Source organism: Campylobacterota bacterium, assembly GCA_040752835.1.
Lineage (GTDB): Bacteria > Campylobacterota > Campylobacteria > Campylobacterales > Sulfurimonadaceae > Sulfuricurvum.
Genome location: JBFMGG010000006.1, coordinates 97125 through 120620, shown reverse-complemented (window position 1 = coordinate 120620; position 23496 = coordinate 97125). Strand labels below are relative to the sequence as shown.

The following is a 23496-nucleotide window of genomic DNA, read 5'->3' as shown; positions in this document are numbered from 1 at the left end:
TATCGTCAAATCGGAAATAAGTTGCAATTTAGCGGAAATATATTGCTACTTTTTACCTTTAGTAACATCTTCACTCTTATCGCAAACATGATTGCAAAGATCATTCCAAAATTGTGCGCTTATTTTCCCGCGGGAAAATTACAGGCTTACATCTTCACCATTTTTTCCAGCACATTTTAAAGAGACCCAAAATTATATCCCCAATTTTTTAGTTGCATAGTCTAGCGCTGTCTGTTCTGACGGATGGATCGTTTTTTGAGTATTGACAATTGCCGACATTGTTTCAATAATATCTCTTTTAATATCCTGCGTGTAATCCGACATCCTTCCGATCCTGACTTTGAATGTTCTCTCGCTGATAGGGTACATACGATCCATGACTTCATTGATCATTTCATCCGTGATTCGGTCATCTTTTCCGATTCTTCGAACTGCATTACAGATGATTACCCGTTCTTCTCTCCTGAGTTGTGTATCCGCCTTGCCCACATAGAACAGAATTTCCATGATATTGGAATGTTTTTCCATGAAATCGTCAAACGATTTTCGTGGAGATGCCTGATATTTTTTCTCCAGATACGGCAGAATGTATTCAATCACTTCCCCTGTTTCGAGGTCGATAAACTCTTTGATATTTTTAATGATGAACGTCCTGTTAGCATTACGCAGGTGACAATATGCATATACTGCCTTCCCGTTTCCTGCGGTTCCAAAACCAGTTACGTCAATATCCCTGAGCGTCTCATTTCCATTTCTGTCCTCATAGACGATTCTAGCTTTTATGCGTAGGTGCAAAAAATCTGCGGCGTCATAGATGGTACCTTCGAACGGATCGTAACCACGGTCTACCTCTTTCTCCCAAGCTTCATCCGAATCAATATCTGATTCATATTCCCATATTGCATTTTCGAGCTGATCTATCGCATCTTCCAGTATCGGCCTTGTTTTATCATCAACGATTTCAAGATAGTCATTCAGTTCATCGAGCTTGTCTTCGGCTTTTCGGTAATCATCTTCGTTTTTAATGTCAAGCGATATGGACAGCTCCACTTCTCCTTGCTTGAGCAGTTTTTTACGATTGTTTTGTTTTTTTGTAAATCCTGTTTCGAAACTGGAAACAGCGTCGCTATTGCCTACATTTGTTGGCGTTCGCTGTGGAAATCCTGGTGGAGCTTTTGAGCTGTTTGGGTACTGCTGTGCGTTTTTTTTGATCTCTTCTCCCTGTTTTTTTGCCCACTGATATATGGTTCCTCCCACAAACGCAATTGCTACCGCCTCCCAAAACATCCACTTCCTCCAAAAATAATATAAACTTTCAAATACTTGACAATACATTCAAAACGAATGTATAATGACGGTTCAAACCAGATTCATCTGAGCAGCGGGGGTTTGACCTTTTGGGCCCGTTCGCTCTTCAGATGAGTTCCCAAAAGGATTCCATATGGCAATTCCAAAAACACCATGGCTATATCGTGCCGTATCCAAAGCGATAGCATCGTTCGGAAAACGACACCATATTACAGAGCGCCAACACTTCGCACCTATGATAGGTCTTACCGGATCGAACGGAGACATACAGTTTTCGACGATTCTCAATTATACCACTTATAACCCTGCAGCACCAAAGCCGTTGTCATCCGATCAGCTCGTAGTTCTTCTGGATGAACTTGGGGATGACCGAAAAATCATCCTGGACGCGATAGCAAAGCAGTACGACGGTGTATTCGTTTTCAGTGCAGATGCCGAAAACACGGCTCCTGAATCAATTAAAGATGAGCTGCTGTTGATCTCTTCATTCGCCGGGAACCTGTCGGCCAAATTCCTCGAACATCACAACGACGACGGGATGATCGATGATGCAGAGGCCGATGAACTGATGCACATCGCTTACAAAGCCAGACAGCGTATTAAGACGTTCGAGGAAATGGTCGAAAAATGCAAATTGCGGGTTAAGGAGGAGTAGATGGCGAAGATTGTTTTTAAAATCGGTTCGACACCGTATACGCTGCATGAACACTTCATGTCCGGCGGATCGCTAACACACGACGAAGCCTACGACGGGAAATGCGGAGAACGGATTCGAAACCTGCCCCAGCGGATCAAGGATCTGCAGTTGAAATTTGAGGAAGCGAACGCCGTATGCCCACTGATGTACATCGACGAGCCAAACGAATACGATGAAAGGTCACATCGTCGCTATTTCTACCGCGGGTTCGGATGTCCGCACGAGAACGATCCGGAAGCGAAAGCGTACGGTGAATGACATGCGCGTCCTGTCCCAATACGAGCGAAGCCAGTTCGAATCCGCGTTCACCTGTATCATGAGGCTGTCGAGCGTATACGATCCCAAGCGCGATACCGACACATTCGCCATCACATCCGGCGGAGAATCTCTCCCGAGCGTTTATAACCGCCTGATCGCAACACTGGGCGGGCTGGACAAGGTCGTGAACCTGTTCTGCCCACTGAACCGTGAAGAGGCTATGGATAGACTGATACGGTGGTGTTTCAACAACAAGATCCAGCCGTCAGCGTTCGCACTTCCAGGTGTGTTAGGTACTGGACCAAAGCGATCGTATACGGTTGAGTATGAGTTCAAAAGTAAGGACGCCGCGTGAGTATCAAACTGATTCAGCAGGCTTGGGATTCTCCTCTCAAGGGGAATGATTTATTGGTGCTGATAGCGCTTGCAGATAACGCATCCGACGAGGGGTATTGCTGGCCATCATGGCAATCGATCATGTCAAAGACGAAAGTATCTCGGGGGACTCTTTCGAGCGTTTTGAACCGGTTGGAGGAAGGCGGGTACATCGCCAGAGAATCACGAAAAAGAGATTCCGGAAGCGATGCGTCGAACGGGTATTTTATTCTCCAAAATAAGCGGAGTTCAAGATTTGAACACCACCAAAGCAAGGGGCAAAGTTCAGAATCTGAACACCAGAACGACGGGGGGCGGAGTTCAGAATCTGAACTGGGCGGAGTTCAGAATTTGAACCCCCAAAGTTCAGAATCTGAACACCTATATGAACCGTCATATAACCGTCAGTTAGAACCGTCAGTTAAGACCCCTAAACCCCCCGTTGAAAAAAACGATGCGAAACCATACGCCGAAATCGTCACCTACCTGAACGAAAACACCGGATCGAACTATCGACCGAACACGTCAAAAACCAAAGAGCTCATCAACGCACGTATCAAAGAGGGCTTCACCGTCGAAGATTTCAAAACTGTCATCGACAAAAAAACGGCGATGTGGAAGAACGATCCGAAGATGTCGGCATATCTCAGACCAGAGACGCTGTTCGGTACGAAGTTCGAAGGATATCTCAACGAGCGTGTCAGCACTGCGCAGGTGCTGGCGGCATCCGGTACGATCAGCGACGTCACCGCTCACAACATCGAAGTAGCCCAAAGATGGAGTCCGAAGAATGCTTAACGAAAACATGTTCCTCGCCAAGATGACAATGCTCGGCGAGATGTATGACAAAAAGATCACCGACGCTTTGCTGGACGGTTACTGGATGGTGCTGTGCGATATGAGCGACGAGGAGTTCGTCGGATCGATCAAAGCGATCCTGTCCGGCCGGAAGTTCGCATCGTTACCGAAGCCTGCCGAAATCCTCGACTTCGCCAAACCGGATCTGGAATCGATTGCGACTATCGCGTGGTCGGATGTGGAGCGTGCGATCTACAAAGCCGGGAAATATGAATCGGTGTCGTTCGAGGACCGCGTCGTCAACTCCGTCATCGATGCGCTGGGCGGGTGGGTGTTCGTCTGCTCTCAGGACATCAGCGAGATGAAGTGGCTGAAAAAAGAGTTTGTCAAGCTGTACTCGATCCACTCGAAGCGTGAAGATCACCCGACACACCTGATCGGGATTGCGGAACGTGAGAACGGGAAAGCGAACGTGATCCCGATGGTGAAAGCCGGATATGTCGTGCATGCTCCGGTAATCGTTCCTGCTCTGAATCCTGCGCGGTCGGTCAACGAAGCGCTGATCGGGTTGAGCAAGCAAGTGAGGGTGTCGTGATCAACATCGATGCGAACTTCAAAGAGATGAACCGCTTTATCGGATCACTTCCAAAGCAGCTCAACTACGGAGCTTCGGTTGGTTTGAACAACCTTGCCACGCATATGCGCGACTCTGAGTTGGCCGGTGCCAAGAATGCTTTGACACTTCGCGGAAGATGGTATGAACCTCGCTCTCGTTTCGGGTTCAATGTTCAGTTTGCCAAGAAGAACGATTTAAATGCTTCTGTCTATACCAGAGCGGACTGGTTGGTACTTCATGCAGAGGGAGGAATCAAGACTGCACGTGGTCGTATTGCTATCCCGACTGCAGAAGTGAAACGTAGTAAACGCGACATGATCACACGATCGAATCGACCCCGCAATATCAAAGGATCGTTTCTTGTTCACACGAGCAAGGGAGATGCTATTGCAGTTCGAAAAGGTAGAGGCAAACGTTCTCGGTTGGTGATTCTGTATTGGTTGGAAAAACAGGCAAAAATCAAAAAGGTGTATGACTTCTATGAGATCGGTAAAAAGGTTTACGACCGTAATGCGCAAAAATATCTTAGTGAAGGGATTGACAAAGCATGGGTATCTATGAAAAATTGACGGGTCCTTCTGGGAAAATATCCTTCGGGGGTACGCGCCACCTCGATCGTTCCGTAGTTTGTGGACTTTTTACTTGGTTGACAACTTCGAGTGTGTCAACGTTGACAAATATCGGCACCAACGGAGTTAGATGATGTTGATGACACAGGCTGCTTTTGCACGAAAGATGAAACGAAGCCGCCAGTACATCAACAAACTCGTCCAAAAAGGGATTATCCCAGCCCACGACAAAGGAAGGGTGGACATGGAGGAAGCGGAGCGCCTGATGAAAGAGCATGAGGACCCGCGCCGTGATGGTCAGCGTGAAGCGAATGCCGCCAAGCGTTCAGGAGATGATTTATTGTCTATGGCAGGAAGTTACCCGTCACAGGCCGATATGACCGATGAGGAACGTGAGATCGTGCGAGAGCAGTTGAAGCAGACGCTTCGAAATTTGCAAAATCAGGCACACGATATCGGTGAAGATGACGAAAACATCGGTGACATAGAATCGATGAATGTCAAGCAGCTCAATATCGCCATTTTAAAACAGGATCTTAGGATCAAACGGGCAAAGGCTGATGAGAGTGAAAAAATGTCCGTGCCTATCGATGAAGTTCGTAATAGTGTTTTTGCTGCATCGCGCATTGTCAGAGATGGGCTACTTGGGATACCGGCTCGTTTGGCGGCACGGATTGCCGCAGAGACTGATCCGCATAAGTGCCGGACAATGATGGAGCAGGAGATACACCGACAACTAGAAAATCTAAGCGAGGCGTTCCGTGAGCTGTAATCCTGTTTATGATGCTTTTGCTCTTGGGTTTGCGCCTGATCCATATATCACCATCGATGAGTGGGCAGACAAGTATAGACAGCTCCCAAAAGGGGCCAGTGCCGAGGCGGGACAGTATAGCACTGACCGTATGCCGTATCTCAGAGAGGTTATGTTCGAACTCAGCCCGCAAAGTCCGGTACAGCAGGTAAAGGTCAAAAAAGGGACTCAGCTAGGTTTTACAGAAGTTTCAAATAATGTTTTGATGTATTACATGGACGTAGTTCCTACATCACAGCTGATGATTCTACCAACGGAAACGCTGGCAAAACGTCATCATGATAAAAAACTGGAACCTTCTCTTCGTGCGATGCCAAGCCTTGCCGAAAAGATTCATGCCGGCAAAACCAAATCAGATATCGGGTCAACGTTTGAAAAAAACTATTCAGGCGGGTCATTGTCGATAGGGTGGTCTGGTTCATCGGCAAACTATCGCTCCCTATCATGCCGTGTAGTAGTAATGGATGACGTTGAAGGGTTTGTACGTGATGTTGGAGATGAGGGTGATCCGATGGATCTTGGGAAAAAACGTACCGACTCATTTGGGATACTGCGAAAAATATATATCAACTCCACGCCTGCAGAAGCTGAAAACTCAAACATAGACCCTGAATTCGAAGATTCCGATCAGAGACATTTTTATATGCCTTGCCCATATTGCAACGGACTTGTGACATTTGAAAAAGACGGGTTTGTATTTGAGTATAACAAAGAGACTTACACATTGATCGGAGATGTCAAGTTTGCTTGCAACCACTGCGGATCATTGATCGAAGAATATCACAAGACATGGATGATGGACCTCAAAAACGGTGCAAAATGGGTACCACATAATCCTGGCCATCCTCATGCCGGGTTTTATGCTCCAGCCTATCTATCACCGATAGGGTTTGTTAGCTGGAACGAAATTTTCAGAGAGTTTCTACTGGCAAAAATGACCATGAAGCGCGGCGACATCCGAAAAATGAAAACATGGGTAAATACCCGTGATGCGAAGGTATGGGAAGGCGATATGGAGACGGTAAAAGCCGATGATCTCCCATCACGCAAAGAACATTATACCGCTGAAGTGCCTGATGGAGTTCTTGTGTTATCTGCTGGAATCGATACGCAGAACGACCGATTTGAAATCGAAGTTGTAGGGTATGGAAAAGACGGTGAGACATGGAGCATCGATTACAACATCATTCATGGAGATCCTGCTGACATAGAGACGAGAAAACAGCTTGCATCGTATCTGAACCGTACATTTGAGTGCGAGGACGGAGCACGTATGAAAATATACTCCAAAGGGGTTGATACCGGAGGGCACAGAACGAAAGCGGCGTATGCGTTTTGTAAACCACGGTACAGCCAGCGTGTATATGCGCTGAAGGGATCAAGCACCATCGGAGCACCGTTTATCAACAAGCGGGCCAGTACGAAAAACGAGGGCAAAGTAAACCTGTTTCTTGTAGGTGTAAATGCAGGAAAGGATGAAATTTACGCAAACATCGAAGTCAAAGAGCCTGGCCCGAACTATATGCACTTCCCTGATTATGACATCTATGACGATCAGTATTTCAAGCAGCTCACTGCAGAGAAGCGGGATAAAAAAACTGGTGGATGGGTCAAGTATCGGCACCGTAATGAGGCGATAGACTGCCGCAACTATGCCAATGCCGCGCTACAGCTCGCAGGAGTCGATGAACAGATACTGAATATAGGGAGACGGATTGGGATCGTATCAATTCAACCAAAAGATAGCGTTGAAAAAATTTCCCGCGGGAAAAAATCCGGAAGAAGAATCATTTCAAGGGGGCGATGATGGCAGAAAAAGAGTATAAAGCACGCATGAAAGTGAGCATGGATGTGAATGTTCTTAATACAATCGAGATGCTAAAAGCTGAAAAAAATACGGAAGAAACAGGGTCACTTTTAAAAATGTTGCTTCTTGAAAGCCCAACATTCGCCCAAAAATACGAAGAAATCATGAGATTATTCGGTAAAACTGCCTAAAAATACCAAAAACACTTTTATAAAGTCAAGACCCCTTTTTTGGGTCCTTTTTTATTTTTTCTGCTTCTGTGAAAATGTCGTCAAGATTAAAATTTATCGGATTTAACCTTGGCAAAAACACTCATTCAACAACTCGAATCGGTACAAATGGCGATTGAAGCCGTCCTCACGTCTCAGAGCTATGAGATGGATGGGCGTAAACTCACCCGCGCTGATCTTGAGATGCTGCAGGCTCGTGAAGAACGCCTCGAAGAAAAAATCCGCAAATACGGTCCGAATTACGATATTACCCAAGAGCAGATCACTCCTCGCCGCGGTCCGCGTGTCAAAAAGGCGGTATGGTGATGAAAAAACCGACCGTAACCCCAAATATCATCGATAAAACTGTCATGTTCATAGCCCCGCAATGGGGCATATCACGCATCAAGTCGCGCATGAAGTATGAGTCACTGGCTATGGGTGGCTATATCGGTGCCGATACGTCGCGCCGGTCCATGCGTTCGGCAAATACAACTATCGGATCATCCGACACCGATGACCTCCCATCTCTCGAAAAACTTCGTGCCATCGCCCGTGATATGTACCGCAACGCTCCGATCGTACACGGGGCAGGGGATACGATCCGGTTTAATGTCATCGGTTCCGGGCTGACCGTCCAGTCAGATATCGACCGCGAATTTTTGGGGATGGATGAGGAAGCGGCGCGCAAATGGGAGCAGAACGCAGAGCGGCTGTTCCGGTTCTGGGCAGATTCGGAGAGCAGCGACGCAGAGCGAACGTCAAATTTTTATGAATTGCAGACGATCGCGCTGATGGGTGCGCTGATCAGCGGGGATATCTTTGCAGCGCTTCCATATGTCAAACGTGAGGGTACTCCGTTCTCACTTATCGTCCAACTGATAGAAGCAGACCGCTGTTCCAACCCGAACAGTAGCATGGATACCGACAAAATCGCCGGAGGGGTAGAAGTAGACGCGCTTGGCGCCCCCACCCACTACCATTTTACAAAATACCATCCAGGGGGACTGCGGTTATCGAACGAGTGGAAACGGATTCCAGCATTCGGAAATAGTGGTCGCAGAAATATCCTGCACGTGTATGAAAAACTCCGCCCCGGGCAGAAGCGCGGCGTCTCTATCCTCGCCCCGATCATCGAACCGCTCAAGCAATTCACCGATTACACCCATGCTGAATTGACAGCTGCGGTGGTAAGCGGACTGTTTACGGTGTTTATCGAGAGCGAATCGGGCGGTGTCAATCTGGATATGGAAGATGAAAACGGCGGCAGCGGGTCAAATGTAGATGCCGATGAGTTGAACCTATCAGCCGGTGCCATCCTCGGGCTTGCCCCTGGTGAAAAGGTGACTACCGCAAACCCGAACCGACCGAACACGGCGTTTGACCCGTTTACTCAGGCGATCCTGAAACAGATCGGCGCTGCGCTAAATATCCCGTTTGAAGTGCTAATGAAACATTTCAGCGCTTCATACTCAGCAAGCCGTGCCGCTCTTCTGGAAGCATGGAAGATGTTCCGTTCCCGCCGCACATGGTTTTCGAAAAAATTCTGTCAACCCATCTATGAGGCGGTGCTCACCGAAGCGGTGCTGATCGGTCGGCTCGATGCTCCCGGTTTTCTAGAAGATCCGATGGTCCGTAGAGCGTATTGTCAGGCATCGTGGAAAGGACCTGCGCAGGGGCAGCTAAACCCGGTCAACGAGACAAAGGCCGCAGACATGAGGGTTGAATCAGGGTACAGCACACGCGCCGCCGAAGCGGCGGAGATGAACGGGAGCGATTTCGATCAGAACATCAAACGAGCTACTGTCGAGACGCGGCAGATGAAAGAATCCGGACTGTTTGAAATGAAATACACGACCGCCTCTATTGAGCAGGCGAAAATTGATCAGGGGAACGAACAATGAGCGCAATTTTAAATGCGATGGCAAATCAGCCGTGGTTAATGATGCCGGACCGTCTGGAAATGATGGCAAAAATAGCCAAACGCGAACACGACGTTGAAGCGCTTGCGGCCCGTGTCGGGTCGAAGCTGGACAATACTCGTACCGTAGAGATGCGCGGGAGTATCGCCGTGATCCCCGTCATCGGAGGGATTTACCGATACGCAAACCTTTTTACCGAGTTTTGCGGTGGTACTTCAACGGAAGTGCTCGCCAAAGACATCATCGCGGCGGGGGACAACCGATCGGTGAGCCATATCGTGCTCAATTTCGACACCCCGGGCGGTCAAGCTGCTGCTATCGCTGAAAATGCAGAACTGATTCGTATGGTCAGCAAAAAGAAACCTGTAATCGCCTATGTGGATGATCTCGCCGCATCGGCCGGGTATTGGCTCGCCAGTGCGTGTAACCATATCGCCGCGTCCAAAACGGCTATGGTTGGGAGTATCGGTGCAGTGTATTCGTTTCGGCTATATGCCGACGGCAGCGAGAAGATCGAGATCGTCTCGTCAGTAAGTCCGAAAAAGCGTCCCGACATCCGAACTGATGAAGGGAAAAGCCAGATTCAGGCGTGGGCGGACAAGCTCGGCGAAATTTTTGTCGAGGATGTGGCCGCGAACAGAGGCGTCTCCGTCGATGAAGTGCTTCAGCGCTTTGGTCAGGGGGATCTACTCATCGGCAGCGACGCGCTCGATGCCGGGATGATCGATGAGATCACAACATTCGAGGCTCTGATCACAGAGCTTCAATCTTAAACAAGGAGCATCAATGGCAATGTACAAAGACAGCGAAATCACCGCCGCGATGATTCAGGATAAATTCCCGAGTGTCGCTGCTGAGATTGTTGCATCGGCAAGCGCCGAAACAGGAATTACGATTACGGCGGCTTCGCTTCGGGAAACTCACCCGGACGTAGTGGCTGAAATCATGGCCGGGGCTACAGCCAATCAATCAGAGGCGGTAGCCACAGCAGTAGCGGCCGAACAAAAACGGATCGCTGATATTCAGGCGCTTTCTCGTCCAGGGTATGAGAGCATCATCAGAGAGGCTCTTTCGGATACCAAAGTAACTCCTGAGCAGGTGAAGATCAAGATGTTCGATGCGATGAACTCAAAACGTACCGAAACGGCGTCAGCACACAGCGCTGATGGCGAATCGCTCGGGAAAGATCTGGTCGAATTGGGTGGAGGTTCAGCCGACGGAGCGGATGCAAATACGTCGGATGATGAAAAAGCGGTTGCGGCGATGGCCGAAGCCGGTAAAAAAGCAAGAGGAGAAATGTAATGGCTGAAACATATACACCGGACAATCTGATTGCCGGGGAGACACGGACGGTTTGCGACATCGTAACGATCGCATCAGGAGGCACAGCGCTCAAACGCGGTGCGGTATTGGGAAAAGTGACTGCAACAGGGAAACTTATACTGTCTGCATCTGCTGCAGTCGATGGTAGTCAAATACCGAGTGCTATTCTGGCAGAGGATTGCGATCCGAGCTTGGCGGACGTGACCAATGTCGCTGTCTACATCAAAGGAGAGTTCAACGCAAACGCATTGAGCTTCGGAACCGGGCATACGTCCGCGTCGGTAAAAGATGCGCTTCGTGATGGCGGAATCTATATCAAAACAGCCGTAACGGCATAAGGGGTAAACGATGGCAATCAGTATTTTTGCATCACGAGCTATGGCGGCGGCAATGCGCCAGGAAAAGAAGACCGGGTCGTTCATACTTGACCTTTTGTTCTCAAAAACCGAACCAGTCACAAGCGAGACGGTGGATATCGACATCATCAAGGGCAAGCGCCGTATGGCACCGTTCCAGTCCCCGCGCGTCGAAGGTAAACTGGTCGAGAAACTCGGATTTACAACCAACAGCTATAAACCGGCATATATCAAGCCTAAAAAAGTGCTCGAATCTGCTGATATCGTTAATAACCGTGCTGCCGGCGAATCGGTGTATGCACTTCAGTCTCCGGAAGAACGTGCCCGTATGAAGCTTGCCGAAGAGCTCACTGATCTTGAGGATATGATCATCCGTCGCGAAGAGTGGATGGCGTGTCAGCAAATTGTAAACGGGTATGTCGATGTCGTCGGCGACGGCGTGAACTACCGGATCGATCTGCTGATGGATGCAGATCATAAAATCACGTTAACCGGAACAGACATCTGGACCGATGCCGGGTCAAATCCGAACAGCGATATCGGAACTGCCGTACAGCTGATCTCAAAAGATGCCGGAAAATCTGCAAACGTCATGATTGGGAACACGACCACTATGGATGTGTACGTGAACCATGCAAAAGTCCAAAACACTCTCAATACACGCCGTATCGATCTTGGGATGATCAAGCCCGAAGACATGGGTGATGGTGTGTCGTACTACGGGTATGTCACGGTCAATGGAAAACAGCTCGATCTTTACGGTTACGATAACTGGTACATCGACGATAACGGCGTAGAGCAGCCGATGATCCCTGACGGCCAGGTCGTCATCACGTCGACAAAAGCAGATTTCCGTCGTCACTACGGTGCGATCAAGGACAAAAAAGCCGGATTCGCAGCTATCCCGCGGTTCCCTAAGACATGGGACGAAGAGGATCCTGATGCAACGTGGCTGATGGTTCAGTCTGCTCCGCTTCCTGCCGCGCATGAGATCGATGCGATCGTCTCTATGAAGGTGTACTAATGGAAGCGATTAAACTCATGAATTCCGCCAAAGTAGGCGGAAAACTGCATAAGGCCAAAGCGGTGCTTGTAGTCGGTAACGGGAAAGACATCGATGTTAAAGATGCTGAGTATCTGGTGGCTCACGGTGCTGCAGAAGAGACATTCAAACCTTCATCTACACAACCATCTCCAAAGGGTGATGAACTCTCTGTTGAAGAGATGGCGGTACTGGATGATCTGAGTCAGCTCAAAGTTGACGACCTGAAAAAAGTATGTGAATACCTCGGTCTCGAAAAATACAGCGGTATGAACAAAAAAGAGCTGATCGCGCTGATCGAAGATCATCGCGGCATTGTCGACATCGACGAAATGGATGAAGACGCTCTGCGCGAGCTGGCTGAAGAGGAAGGGATTACGCTCCCAGACGATTCGGATATCGAGACTATCCGTAAAATCATTGCGACGAGCATCGGAGAGTAACGATGAGCCTCAAAGACCAACTTGCCGCTGACATGGAAAACGTGTTCATGAACTCCGAAGAGCTTGCCAATTCGTTAACGATCGATGGGGTAGTGATATCTGGGTTTTTGCTGGAGCAATCCGGCGAAATGGAAGAGTTGGTCAATGTGCTTAAAGTTGCGTCGAGCGTAGTGATCAGTGCTGATTCGGTGATCGTTGCAAACGGTAAAACATACGGTGTTGCAAGCGGTCCGCACGATGACGGTTTTGGATCAAAAACGGTCGTTTTGGGTACGCCTTTATGATGAGTGAAGCTGACGTAAAAATACGGATTTCGGATGCGGTTCGTCCTATCGTAAAGACGGCGGATGTTTTCGTATTCCGACGCACTCCTACCGCGTCAACGCTCAAAGAGGTTGTATTCGCAGTAAAGGTCAAGCGCGATGCTGATATCGGTGAATCGATGGTCAATGCATTGATGACGATAGGCAACGCGGGTGATCTAAACCATCCTGAGAAGATCGAGTTTGCCGAAAGTACCCTCGATTTTAACGAGGGATTGGAACACGAATATTTTATGGTCAAAGCGACGCTTTGGTCTGGAGTGTGATATGGCAAGAGCCAAAGATGAAACGGTGACGCTTGTCATCGAGGACAATACGGTGGTGGTCCTCAGCGATCTGGAATACAGCGGAGAGGTAACGGTCAATGCGGCCACCGCCGAAGCTCTGAAACAAACAGGAAAGGTAAAAGATTATGTCGAATCAGCTGACGCTTAAAAATGTTGTCCTGGCAAAATCAGGAGGCGCACCGGTTGCTGATGATGTCATCACAACCAACGGGCTCGTTTTTGTCAATCCGAAGGTGAAATCCGGAGATTACAAAGACATGGGTAACGGGATGATGGGTGCTACCAAAACATTCATTGACCCCAACTGGGTCAATGCAGAGTTTGACATTCCTGTACAGATGAAAAAAGCGTCTGCACTAGGAATAGCCCCCAGCATCGACGAGCTGCTCAAAATCTGCGGACTTGCAGAAACGGTCACAGCAGCGACAAAGGTCGAGTACAAGCCGGGCGGAACCGGTGCAGGTACAGGACAGATCAAGGTTTATACCGACGGGTATGTCCGTGCTCTCACCGGTGTGGCAGGAAATCTGAAAATCAGCGGGAAAGTAGGTGAGCCATTGTCGGCTACGGTATCGGTCAAAGGGTTTATGGCTGATGCAGCCGCTACTGCGGAAGAAAACCCTATTGTTACGCTCGATACTAATACGGCTCCGCTGGTAACCAAAGTTTCGGTTCTGACCGTAGGGGGTGCGACGCTCAATGCAGACAGCTTCGATTTTGATCTCGGCAACCAGATCAATGAGATTTACGCGATCAATATGGCCGAATACTACATGCAGGATTTCGACCCTACGATCACTGTCACTGCGGTCAAGATCAAAGGAACCGATGAAGCTGCATGGACCGATTTCGCAGCGGGAACAGTACGGGAGATCATCATCCAAGTTGGTGAAGCTGGGTCACAGATCGAGCTCTCGATCCCCTATGCAATCCTCAAAGATGTCAGCGAGAGCGACGATGCCGGAAACGTCAAAATTTCCCGCACCTTCCGCGCTCAGGCATCTGCCGGGAACGACAATTACACGATCACCTACAAGTGATCCAAGGGGTTAGCCATCCCCTCATCAAAAAGGCAATGAATTTTTTGATCAAAAAATTTCCTGCGGGAAAATCCATAAAAAGGCAAAAAAATGGCTTTGTTCACAACTATAACAATCGCATTGGAGATCGATGAGATCACATTCAATGTCACGGTTTCAAATTTGAAAAAAGAGCAGCAGGATACGCTGAAAGAGAAGTACGGTTCATTCGAATCTGAGGTCAAAGAACAGAGCGAAATCGAGACAAAACTCGGTCGAATGATCGAGCGGTACCAGCTTCTCAAAGCGGACAGTCAGAATAAAGAGGCTCTGCAACTTCTTGACAAAATCGAAGATGCTGAAGCACTTATTTCTCCAAAAAATATCGAAGAAACCGAAAAAATGCTCAACGATATGTATGAGTCTCGATTTTTGATGACTGTTTCGGGGGATGATAAACAACGACTTAAAAATTATGTTGACGAACATAATGTCGGTTACATGACACTTGTAAAAGAGATTGAAAAGCTCGTTAATGAGGCTCGCAAGGGAAAGTAGAGCGACTCAAACGGTTTGCGCGTGAGTACGGCAAAGGTCAAAGCTGCTTTGATCTTGCGGATGATCTGCACCGTTTGGATGAAGATGCCGTGTTTATCCCTGAGTGTGAGTCTGAGGAGATGCTGATCGATTGCTTTACGTTGTCGCTTAAAAGTGGCTTCAAAAGTCCAGAGATCAATTATGAGATTGTCAAAGATTACGCAACCAAGATAGATGACGATCCAATCGAAGTTTATCGAATAATGAGGGTTATGCTATTTGAGCTTAACGGGTAAAAAATATCCAAATAAGCGTAATTGCAATCAAAAAAGGTGCCGTAAAACCGATCACGGCTGTTCTAAAAAGAGAAGATAAATATTTCATAGGAGGCAGTATATGGAAAAAGAGCTTAGAATCAAACTTAATACCGTATCTGACCTCAAAGGGATAGAAAGCGTTAAGCGAAGTTTCTCCGAAATGGAGCGCGAATCGATGCGCGCCGTATCGGCACAGCGATCTGTTTCGTCGGCAACTTCAGATGCAGCAAAATCGGTAGATAACCTGTCTGAACGCATCGGGTTTATGGGACACGCTTATGTTGGCTTCCAGGCCGTTATGGCTGGATCGTCCTATATGAGTGATCTCGCCAGAGATGCCATCGCTCAGGCAGACACATGGAACCTGTTAGAGGGACGTTTACGCCTTGTCACAGATTCCACACAGCAGCTCGTATCGGTGCAGGCCGATCTGTTCGATATTGCGCAGGAAAGCCGGACCAGCTTCGAGAGCAACGCCGATCTGTATGCTCGTATTGCACGGGCTACGCAGGATATGAACAAAAGTCAATATGAAACGCTCGACGTAACGGAGGCCATCAGTAAATCATTTATAGTTTCAGGGGCTGCCGCTGAAAGTGCAAAAGCGGCAGTAATCCAGTTGGGGCAAGGGTTTGCATCCGGAGTACTCCGCGGTGAGGAGCTCAACTCTGTGTTAGAACAGGCACCGAGACTGGCGGAGGCTATTGCAGATGGGATGGGAGTAAGTGTAGGGCAACTTAAAAAGCTTGGCGAGGAAGGGAAGCTTACCGCTGAAAAGGTTTATGAAGCGATCCTAACGCAAAAAAAAGCTATCGAAGAAGAGTTTGACCAGATGCCAAAGACAGTCGGTCAGTCGCTTGTTAATCTTCAAAACCAAATCGGGCTCACTATCCATGAGTTCGATCAGATGCATGGGGTAACTACCGGTATTGCGGAAGCGATATCAGGGGTAACGGTGGTATTGTCTGATCATAGTGGAGAGATCGGAGACTATGTCGGGTATGTTGGTACAGCTGTAACAACTATTTTGGCATGGAAAATTGGGACTATTGCATTATCTGGAGCTCAAAAACTTCATGATGCTTATCTTGCTGCATCTACCGTAACTACTACTGCATATAGTATGGCAGTAGGTAAAAGTGCTGGGGCTGTTACGACATTAACTGCTAGACAAGTTGCTGCTAATGTGGCCATGTCCGGTTGGAATAAAATAGTTGCATTAAATCCATATGCTATCGCTGGTGCAGCGATTGTTGGCGTAGGTATAGTTCTTAAAAATCAGGCAGATGAACTGCGTGATTCAGTGAGAAGAACCGCTGTGGATGTAGAAAACCTGAGCGCAAAAGCACTGCAGGCAAAGATTACATATGGAACTATCGAGCTTGACAAGGTAAATGAATCAATCAATAATCCTTCGATAATGCAATCACTTTTTGGGAATGAAAGGATTGCGCTTCACCGCAGAGTTCAGATTGAGAATGAACTCAAAACATATGGAAAACAGCTTCAAAAATTACATGAAGTCGCGAATGCTAAACCATCTGGTGGAGGGGCAAATAAGCCTTACATACCCACCGATAAAGAGCTAAAAGCAGCAGCCAAATCCGCAGAAGAGTACGCCAAAAATTACAAATCGCTTCAAGATACTATCTTCAATATCAGTGCATCTGATCATGACAAAGCGATCAAATCTATCGAGGACCAGGCAAAGGCGTGGCGTGATCAGAAAATGCCTGAGATAGAAATTGCCAGATACGTATCTGAAGCAAAATCGGCGTTGAACCGTAAAGAGCTTGATGAGCTTGGAAGTATGATGAAAGAATCCAGAAAAATCACAGAGGAAGCATTCGCAACTGCTGATGCCGAAGATACGCAAAAGATACTGCAGCGTTGGGAAAGCGGAAAAAGCGCAATGCTTGACTATTACAAATCCGTAGGCGATGAGACTTCGGCGTTTTATATCGAGGAGTCTGACAAGATCGCCCGTCTTGCAGAAGCAGGTCTTTTGTCCAATGAAGAGCTGATCGGAGTACTCGAAGCGGATCAGGAGACATTCCGTAAATCGCTCGAAAAAACCAAAGACGCTACCATAAAGTTAAACACCGTCTTCGAAGACGCATTCAAATCGATGGAAGATTCGATGGTTGATATGTTCATGACCGGAAAATTCAAAGCGGAAGATTTTTTCAATTCTATCATCGAGGGGATCATCCGGATGCAGATCCGCAACTCGATCACTCAGCCTTTGACCACTGCGATCGGCAGCATCGATTTTTCAGGGATGTTTTCAGGCATGTTCGCATCTGCGAACGGAAACGCCTTTAACCGAGGTGCGCCGGTCTACGCCTTCGCCAACGGGGGTGCGTTTACGAATCAGGTCGTATCTTCTCCGACTATGGCACCGATGTCGCTGTTTGGAGAAGCCGGTCCAGAGGCAATTATGCCGTTGACCCGCATCGGTTCATCGCTCGGTGTGAAGGCCACTCCGTCCAACGTTGTCGTCAATATTCAGAATAACAGCGGCACACCAGTATCAGAGGATAACGTATCCACGTCATTCGACGGCGGGACGATGATCGTCAACGTCGTACTCGATGCGATCACGCGGAATAAAGGCGGTATGAGAGACACCATAAGAGGGGTGCGATAATGAACATATTCCCATCTAACCCTAAACCGCGTATCAACGGCACAGGTGGATCAAAAGAGTTCCTCATTATCGAATCAAAGTTCGAGAATAATTTTTCCCAAACAAGACGGGGTGCCACAAGGGGGATTCGCACGTTTGAACTCAATTACGATGCGATCACTTTTGCTGAATATAACACGCTCGAAGCATTCTTTGATGCCAATGTAGGGTCAAGTTTTCTATTCGTACACCCGGAAACATCAGTGACTCACACGGTCAAATTTGTCGATGGAAAAATGAACTACAAATACATCTCTAACAGCCGAAAAAACACATCGATTACGTTGGTGGAAGCATGATACCCCTCTCTTCCATAGTCATCGACCATAAAAACGATCTCGCTTCCAATGAAGCGTTCCTGATCGCCCTGGAGCTGTCGATCCCGTCGCTCGAATCTCCCATCTACCTGATCCGCAACAACGAGAATATCACCTGGCGCGGCATCACATGGCAGGCGTTCCCGTTCTCGATCGACGAGATCAGCGAGACGTCGACCAACGAGGTACCGTCGATCGCGATCACCCTGGCGAACGCATCGCGGGTAATGGAACTCTACGTCACACAATACGACGCATGGCTCAAAGAGAATCCGCATCAGCCGATCGTCGCCACGATCCACATCATCAGCACAGCTGATCTAGCAAATACCGACTCGATCCGCTCTATGAGCTTCGAGATCAGCTCGTTCAACTCCACCGCTCAGGCGATGGTGTTCAACCTGACTCAAAAAAACCTCTACGTCAAACGCTGGCCGCCCAACGCGATTACCCGCAAATGCCACTTCAAATTCGGCTCAGTAGAGTGCGGTGTGAACTCGGCAGGCAAGACGTGCAATAAAACGCTCTCCGACTGCAGACGCCATGCCAACTCTATCCGTTTCGGAGGGTATCCGTCCGTCGGCGGCAAGCTCGAAAAGGTGTTCTCATGATCGCGCGGTTCATCGGGATACCGTTTGGCGACGGTGAGCCATCGTTTAGTGGTGCGAATTGTTACGGTCTTGTTCGGCTCTTTTACCGCGAACACCTCGGAGTTGAGATCCCGGATCTTCGCGTCCACTCCGATCACTCGAACCGCGTATGGGCAACGTACCTGCGCGAGATCAGTGAGCGGTGGGACCGTGTAGAAGAACCGCAGTTCGGCGACGTCGTGGCGATGGCGCAGGATATCTCTCATCCGCGCATCGTTCAGCATGTCGGGGTCTATGTCGGTGATGGCAAAGTGCTCCACACGCTGAACAAGATCCATTCACACATCGTCACCCTTGAGAGTGTCAAATACTCCGTGAGAGGATATCACCGATGGCGCTCCTGACCACAGTACACAACCCGTTCGACCCGATCGGAAGCCGTGAGATCAAAGAGGTGCCATCTGGCAAACCGATCTATGCCGTCATCGACGGGTTCTACTGCCAATTCGATGTCGTCGTATCCCTGAACGGGACAATCACCCACGACTATGAGTATGTCATCAAACCGGAAGATCATATCGGTTTTGTGGCTGTTCCTGGAAAAGGAGGAGGTAAAAATCCGATGATGGTAGTGGCCGCTATAGCGTTGGCAGTAGCTACAGCGGGGGCAAGTTCAGCCGCATCAGGAGCACTTACCGCAGCAGGGTATGGGGCAACTGCAGCTGCAGTAGGTGGCGCAGTTGCCGGTATGGCGGTAGCAATGGTTGGCGGGATGCTTATCAACTCGCTACTCGCACCTTCGGCCCAATCTGTAGGGTCTATCGAAGATATGAGTTCTTCTCCTACGTATGGATGGGAAAGCGCTCGAAACCAGAATAATGAAGGTGTTCCTCTCCCGATCATTTATGGGAAAGCCAAGCTTGTACCTCCGGTAATAAGCCAGTATGTAGAGACAAGCGGAAACAAGCAATACCTCAATGTGTTGTACGCTCTCAATGATGGTGAGATTGCATCCGTCAGTGATATTTACATCAACGGAAATCCCATAGGTTTTTATTCAGAGGTATCGTATGATGTTCGGCTCGGCACCAATAACCAATCACTGATACCATCTTTTGACAATACCAGAGTCGATACGTCTGTTGGGTCAAAGCTTGGCACTTCGGAAACGATAAGACGCACGTCATATAACAATGTGTCCGCTTTTACAGTTGTCGTTGCAGCACCGGCAGGGATGTACTATGCGAATAATACAGGCGGCCTGGACTATGTGAAAGTAGAGCTTGACATTAAGTACCGCATGGTCGGATCATCGGCATGGATAAGTCTGACGCAATACTCCCCGGTATATGAAACTCAGGTTGTTTGGGATGAAGCGTTGGGCGAGTATGTTGAAACAAATGTTTTGACCGGGTACGCATCAAACACTGTTGTATGTGGAGCTTCTACATCACCATTAAGATCCACTTTTTCTGTCGACAATCTTCCGCAGGGACAGTATGAAATCAGCGTGAAGAGAATTTCTACGGAAAGCACTTCGTCGCGCATGCAGGATAAAGTTTTTTTCGAATCGTTCACCGAGGTAATCTATGATGATTTTACCTATCCAAACACCGCCCTGCTTTCGATACGTGCTCTGGCAACTGACCAACTATCAGGCTCGATGCCAACGATTTCGTGTGTAGTTAATCGCGGTGCTAATACGTCAAATCCATCCGTAGCCGCTCAGAATATCCTGACAACCATAGGGGGGGAAATAAACCAGGGTGCTTTCGATGCTTGGTCTCAATGGTGTACCTCTGAAAATCTAGAATGCAACATTGTTTTCGATAGCGAAGTAAATGTCCGTGATGCATTGAATATGGTCGGGCTTCTCGGCCGAGCCAATATCATCCAAATCGGATCAGAATTTACTCCGCTCATCGAAAAAGAAGAAATACTTCCTGTGCAGCGATTTTTATTCACGATGGGCAATATCATCCAGGACAGTTTCAGGGAAGACTATCTGCCTCTGTCTGATCGATCCAATGTTGTCGAAATTACCTATTACGACGCATCTCTCGAGTATGAACGCCAGAGCGTTGAATTGTACCAGCACGGATTTGATGAAAGCACCGATACAGTACGCAAAGCCTCGATCGCTTTGTACGGGTGTACTTCACGAGCTCAGGCCATTCGGCATGGCAGATTTCAGCTAAATAAAAACAGATATCTAACCAATACCGTCAGTTTTGAAGCCGATGTGGATGCTATCGCATGTACTATCGGAGACATTATAGACGTATCGCATGACGTACCTCAATGGGGGTATTCAGGGCGTTTTTTGAAAGCTTCATTGGTCGACGATATGAGCTGGGCGTTTATCCAAAGCACAACGGTCAATGGGGTAATCGCCTCCGTATTAAACACGCGGCTCATGCAGATAGATCGTATCGTAACGCTTCTACCTGGAGTCGAATATGGAATAGCAGTCAGGCTCAAAGACGACAGTCGATACACCGTATCAATCTCAACCGATACCTTTACAGAAACCGACATTCTACCTATGCCAAATTCGATTGATGCCCAGCGTTACGACCTGTATGCATTCGGTACCACCAACAGGGTGTCAAAAATGTTCAGGGTTATAACAATCAACAGATCGTCGGATCAAAGACGAAAGATCAATGCTATAGAGTACATCCCTGAAGTTTATAACGACACTACTGACACCATCGAAGTCAACAATATATCCGATCTTGCAGAAGTTTCATATCTTATTGTAACCTCAGACACAGAACTGAATTCCAGTGGCCGCAGCATAAACGTGGTTACCCTCATATGGGCAGGTCAGGCTATATCATGGGATATCTACATTTCTTATGGTGCCGGCTGGGAACTGATTGAAAATACGAAAAACAACTACTACCAGATTCGGGACCTTCCGGCCGGAACGTACGGATTTCAAGTCGGTGATAAAACGATAGAAATAAGTTTGTCGGTAGCTGTAGTGCCGCTCCCCGATATTCAAAACCTTACCGACTATTTCAACGGATCGAGCGTCACTCTGCGATGGGATAACGTTACAGATATCAGGAAGCCTATCGAGTACGAAGTACGCTACGGAAACTCATGGGAAAACGGGCAATCATACGGGGCATCGGTGTCTAATGAGTTTACCCCTCAAAATGTAGGATCGTACTGGTTCAAAGCACGGTATTACGACAGCAGCCTAAACGAGTATATCTATTCTGAATCGGCTTCAGGGATAACAATCGCCGGGGTTGAGATCGTCAAAAATTATGTTGCACAGTTTGATGAACACGAGTTGTGGTCGGGCGATATGTTAGGACTGTGGGTCAATGGGGGAAGCTTGGTATTGTCAGGTACTCTGAATGTATCACAATGGCCAATGATCTCTACCATTCCTTCCATCATGTACGCAGGCGGAGTAATGCCGTCAGGTGAATATATCATCCCTGATGAGCATATCGTTGATATCGGAAGTGCGCAGCTATGTAGCGTCACATGTTCGTATTTGGCATATGGGTTTAACGTCATCGATCTAGTGAGCAACTGGCCGCTTATATCTTCGATGCCGTCAATCATTGGCAATGCAGGGGCAGAATGGTCTATTTTTCCACAAATAGCAATCGCGGGTAATGATGGAATATTTGGGGATTGGAGAGCATTTATACCTACTGAATATGTAGGTAGAATGTTTAAAATGAGGCTCCTTTTTGAGTCAAAAAACCAAAACATATCGATCAAAGTCGATACGTTCAGCTGGGCGGTAGACGTACCGGATCGTACTGAACGCGGAAACGCACTATCGGTTCCTGCAGAAGGAATAACGGTTGCCTATAGCAGACCGTTCCTCGGAATACCTAATACCCAGATCACGATTCTGTCAGCTCAGGAAAACGACGACGTTCATCTGAGCGATCAAACATTGAATGGGTTCACAGTTCAAATCAAAAACGGAGGCGTAGGGGTGCTTCGATCAATCAACTGGATGAGTCAATCTTATTAAAAGGAGAAACAAATGGCGCAAGATTCAACGGTATTGCCCGATAGCAACGGGGTAACTTTTCTAGCTAATGCCAATAAAGCATTGGCTACGCTGAACTCAAATAATGCAGGCGATACGGAACCGACAAATGAAGTCGTAAAAGGTAAAACGTGGTTTGACGGTTTACTCAACAAAATGAAATTCAGGAATTCGGCCAACGATGGCTGGAAGACAGTGGTAACCGAAGATACGCTTTCTGGAGTGATGGCCTCATCTATCCACGCCGCAATATCAGAAGAACCGGGTGACACCGATGAGTTCGGTTTTTACGATAGCCTGACCGGATTGCTGCGGAGAGTGAGTCTGTCCGGATTTGCCGCGAAGCTGAAAACGTACTTCGATACCTACTATGACGCGAAAACTTTGCTGGTCGAGTACACGGTGACCGGAGCAGCGGTCACATCAATCGACATCAGCGGTCTCGACATCAACACGCATAAAAGTTATCGCGTCGAATTTGAAAGCCCATTAAGTCCAGTTTCATCAGCGTATCTGTATGTATTTTTTAACAATGTAAATACGCTGACGCACTATTATTGCCAGCGCACCAACAGCAGCGGTGGGGCTATTTCCACAGCCACTTACAACTCCCCAAATATCGGGGGGTTGTCAAATACTGCTCCTATCTTGGCATCGCTCGACATCAGGCTGGCTAACGGATTCGTGAACTGGTTCGCCAAGACTAAAAACTCGAATATCTCATTTGACATGTCGGCCGGCTGGATGACGGCCTCAACTGTGCAAAACGTCACAAGCATATCATTGGCTTCCGGAGTAGCTGGGGCTATTCCAGTGGGTGCAAAAATCAGAATTTACCGGGGGGATGTATAAA

Annotated in this window: 28 protein-coding genes; 27 read left to right on the top strand and 1 reads right to left on the bottom strand. The window is 48.0% G+C overall.

The genetic code is table 11. From position 1 onward, the window contains the following. Nucleotides 1-192: 192 nt before the first annotated feature. On the bottom strand, nt 193-1287 hold the full coding sequence (locus tag AB1763_04935) for a hypothetical protein (GenBank protein ID MEW5832163.1): 1095 nt from the start codon (nt 1285-1287) through the stop codon (nt 193-195). A 256-nt stretch (nt 1288-1543) separates the two neighbouring features. Here AB1763_04935 and AB1763_04930 point away from each other — a divergent pair, with 256 nt between their 5' ends. From AB1763_04930 to AB1763_04800, 27 genes are all read left to right on the top strand, one after another. Next, entirely contained in the window at nt 1544-1963 is a 420-nt protein-coding gene (locus tag AB1763_04930; GenBank protein ID MEW5832162.1) for a hypothetical protein, read from the top strand. Next, the gene (locus AB1763_04925) at nt 1964-2263 is read left to right on the top strand and encodes a hypothetical protein (GenBank protein ID MEW5832161.1); all 300 of its coding nucleotides are present in this window, start codon (nt 1964-1966) and stop codon (nt 2261-2263) included. 1 nt (nt 2264) lies between these two features. Continuing rightward, nucleotides 2265-2618: a hypothetical protein gene (locus AB1763_04920; protein ID MEW5832160.1), complete on the top strand. Its 354-nt coding sequence runs from the start codon at nt 2265-2267 to the stop codon at nt 2616-2618. Then, on the top strand, nt 2615-3436 hold the full coding sequence (locus AB1763_04915) for a conserved phage C-terminal domain-containing protein (protein MEW5832159.1): 822 nt from the start codon (nt 2615-2617) through the stop codon (nt 3434-3436). The genes AB1763_04920 and AB1763_04915 overlap by 4 nt, the downstream gene beginning before the upstream one ends. Further along, a complete protein-coding gene (locus AB1763_04910; GenBank protein MEW5832158.1) occupies nt 3429-4031 on the top strand; it encodes a DUF6475 domain-containing protein in 603 nt (200 codons plus the stop codon). The genes AB1763_04915 and AB1763_04910 overlap by 8 nt, the downstream gene beginning before the upstream one ends. Beyond that, on the top strand, nt 4028-4621 hold the full coding sequence (locus AB1763_04905) for a hypothetical protein (protein ID MEW5832157.1): 594 nt from the start codon (nt 4028-4030) through the stop codon (nt 4619-4621). Before AB1763_04910 ends, AB1763_04905 begins: the two co-directional genes overlap by 4 nt. Nucleotides 4622-4751: 130 nt before the next feature. Next, nucleotides 4752-5393 carry a hypothetical protein gene (locus AB1763_04900; protein ID MEW5832156.1) on the top strand — a complete coding sequence of 214 codons (642 nt, stop codon included), beginning with the start codon at nt 4752-4754 and terminating at the stop codon, nt 5391-5393. Beyond that, on the top strand, nt 5383-7239 hold the full coding sequence (locus AB1763_04895) for a terminase gpA endonuclease subunit (protein MEW5832155.1): 1857 nt from the start codon (nt 5383-5385) through the stop codon (nt 7237-7239). Before AB1763_04900 ends, AB1763_04895 begins: the two co-directional genes overlap by 11 nt. Further along, a complete protein-coding gene (locus AB1763_04890) occupies nt 7239-7430 on the top strand; it encodes a hypothetical protein (protein MEW5832154.1) in 192 nt (63 codons plus the stop codon). Before AB1763_04895 ends, AB1763_04890 begins: the two co-directional genes overlap by 1 nt. A 108-nt stretch (nt 7431-7538) precedes the next feature. Continuing rightward, nucleotides 7539-7775 carry a hypothetical protein gene (locus AB1763_04885; GenBank protein ID MEW5832153.1) on the top strand — a complete coding sequence of 79 codons (237 nt, stop codon included), beginning with the start codon at nt 7539-7541 and terminating at the stop codon, nt 7773-7775. Between the two features lie 89 nt (nt 7776-7864). Further along, nucleotides 7865-9352 (top strand): phage portal protein, encoded by a 1488-nt coding sequence (locus AB1763_04880; GenBank protein ID MEW5832152.1) that lies wholly within the window; start codon nt 7865-7867, stop codon nt 9350-9352. Further along, on the top strand, nt 9349-10143 hold the full coding sequence (locus tag AB1763_04875) for a S49 family peptidase (protein ID MEW5832151.1): 795 nt from the start codon (nt 9349-9351) through the stop codon (nt 10141-10143). The genes AB1763_04880 and AB1763_04875 overlap by 4 nt, the downstream gene beginning before the upstream one ends. A 13-nt stretch (nt 10144-10156) precedes the next feature. Then, the gene (locus tag AB1763_04870; GenBank protein ID MEW5832150.1) at nt 10157-10672 is read left to right on the top strand and encodes a hypothetical protein; all 516 of its coding nucleotides are present in this window, start codon (nt 10157-10159) and stop codon (nt 10670-10672) included. Then, the gene (locus AB1763_04865; GenBank protein ID MEW5832149.1) at nt 10672-11031 is read left to right on the top strand and encodes a head decoration protein; all 360 of its coding nucleotides are present in this window, start codon (nt 10672-10674) and stop codon (nt 11029-11031) included. The genes AB1763_04870 and AB1763_04865 overlap by 1 nt, the downstream gene beginning before the upstream one ends. A gap of 10 nt (nt 11032-11041) precedes the next feature. Next, nucleotides 11042-12073: a major capsid protein gene (locus AB1763_04860; protein MEW5832148.1), complete on the top strand. Its 1032-nt coding sequence runs from the start codon at nt 11042-11044 to the stop codon at nt 12071-12073. After that, complete coding sequence (locus AB1763_04855) at nt 12073-12534, top strand: Rho termination factor N-terminal domain-containing protein (protein MEW5832147.1); 462 nt, start codon at nt 12073-12075, stop codon at nt 12532-12534. Before AB1763_04860 ends, AB1763_04855 begins: the two co-directional genes overlap by 1 nt. A gap of 2 nt (nt 12535-12536) precedes the next feature. Next, nucleotides 12537-12818, top strand: a complete 282-nt coding sequence (locus AB1763_04850) for a hypothetical protein (protein MEW5832146.1) — start codon at nt 12537-12539, stop codon at nt 12816-12818. Beyond that, nucleotides 12818-13123, top strand: a complete 306-nt coding sequence (locus tag AB1763_04845; protein ID MEW5832145.1) for a hypothetical protein — start codon at nt 12818-12820, stop codon at nt 13121-13123. Before AB1763_04850 ends, AB1763_04845 begins: the two co-directional genes overlap by 1 nt. Nucleotide 13124: 1 nt before the next feature. Next, nucleotides 13125-13292, top strand: coding sequence for a hypothetical protein (locus tag AB1763_04840; protein ID MEW5832144.1), 168 nt, complete (start codon nt 13125-13127; stop codon nt 13290-13292). Then, nucleotides 13270-14184, top strand: a complete 915-nt coding sequence (locus AB1763_04835) for a phage tail tube protein (protein ID MEW5832143.1) — start codon at nt 13270-13272, stop codon at nt 14182-14184. Before AB1763_04840 ends, AB1763_04835 begins: the two co-directional genes overlap by 23 nt. A 90-nt stretch (nt 14185-14274) precedes the next feature. After that, nucleotides 14275-14721, top strand: coding sequence for a hypothetical protein (locus tag AB1763_04830; GenBank protein ID MEW5832142.1), 447 nt, complete (start codon nt 14275-14277; stop codon nt 14719-14721). 375 nt (nt 14722-15096) lie between these two features. Further along, the gene (locus AB1763_04825) at nt 15097-17667 is read left to right on the top strand and encodes a tape measure protein (protein ID MEW5832141.1); all 2571 of its coding nucleotides are present in this window, start codon (nt 15097-15099) and stop codon (nt 17665-17667) included. Beyond that, the gene (locus AB1763_04820; GenBank protein ID MEW5832140.1) at nt 17667-18005 is read left to right on the top strand and encodes a hypothetical protein; all 339 of its coding nucleotides are present in this window, start codon (nt 17667-17669) and stop codon (nt 18003-18005) included. Before AB1763_04825 ends, AB1763_04820 begins: the two co-directional genes overlap by 1 nt. Then, nucleotides 18002-18634 carry a hypothetical protein gene (locus tag AB1763_04815; GenBank protein MEW5832139.1) on the top strand — a complete coding sequence of 211 codons (633 nt, stop codon included), beginning with the start codon at nt 18002-18004 and terminating at the stop codon, nt 18632-18634. Before AB1763_04820 ends, AB1763_04815 begins: the two co-directional genes overlap by 4 nt. After that, nucleotides 18631-19017, top strand: coding sequence for an NlpC/P60 family protein (locus AB1763_04810; GenBank protein ID MEW5832138.1), 387 nt, complete (start codon nt 18631-18633; stop codon nt 19015-19017). The genes AB1763_04815 and AB1763_04810 overlap by 4 nt, the downstream gene beginning before the upstream one ends. After that, nucleotides 19005-22625 carry a phage tail protein gene (locus AB1763_04805; GenBank protein MEW5832137.1) on the top strand — a complete coding sequence of 1207 codons (3621 nt, stop codon included), beginning with the start codon at nt 19005-19007 and terminating at the stop codon, nt 22623-22625. Before AB1763_04810 ends, AB1763_04805 begins: the two co-directional genes overlap by 13 nt. A 12-nt stretch (nt 22626-22637) precedes the next feature. Further along, nucleotides 22638-23495, top strand: a complete 858-nt coding sequence (locus AB1763_04800) for a hypothetical protein (protein ID MEW5832136.1) — start codon at nt 22638-22640, stop codon at nt 23493-23495. Nucleotide 23496 lies beyond the last annotated feature (1 nt).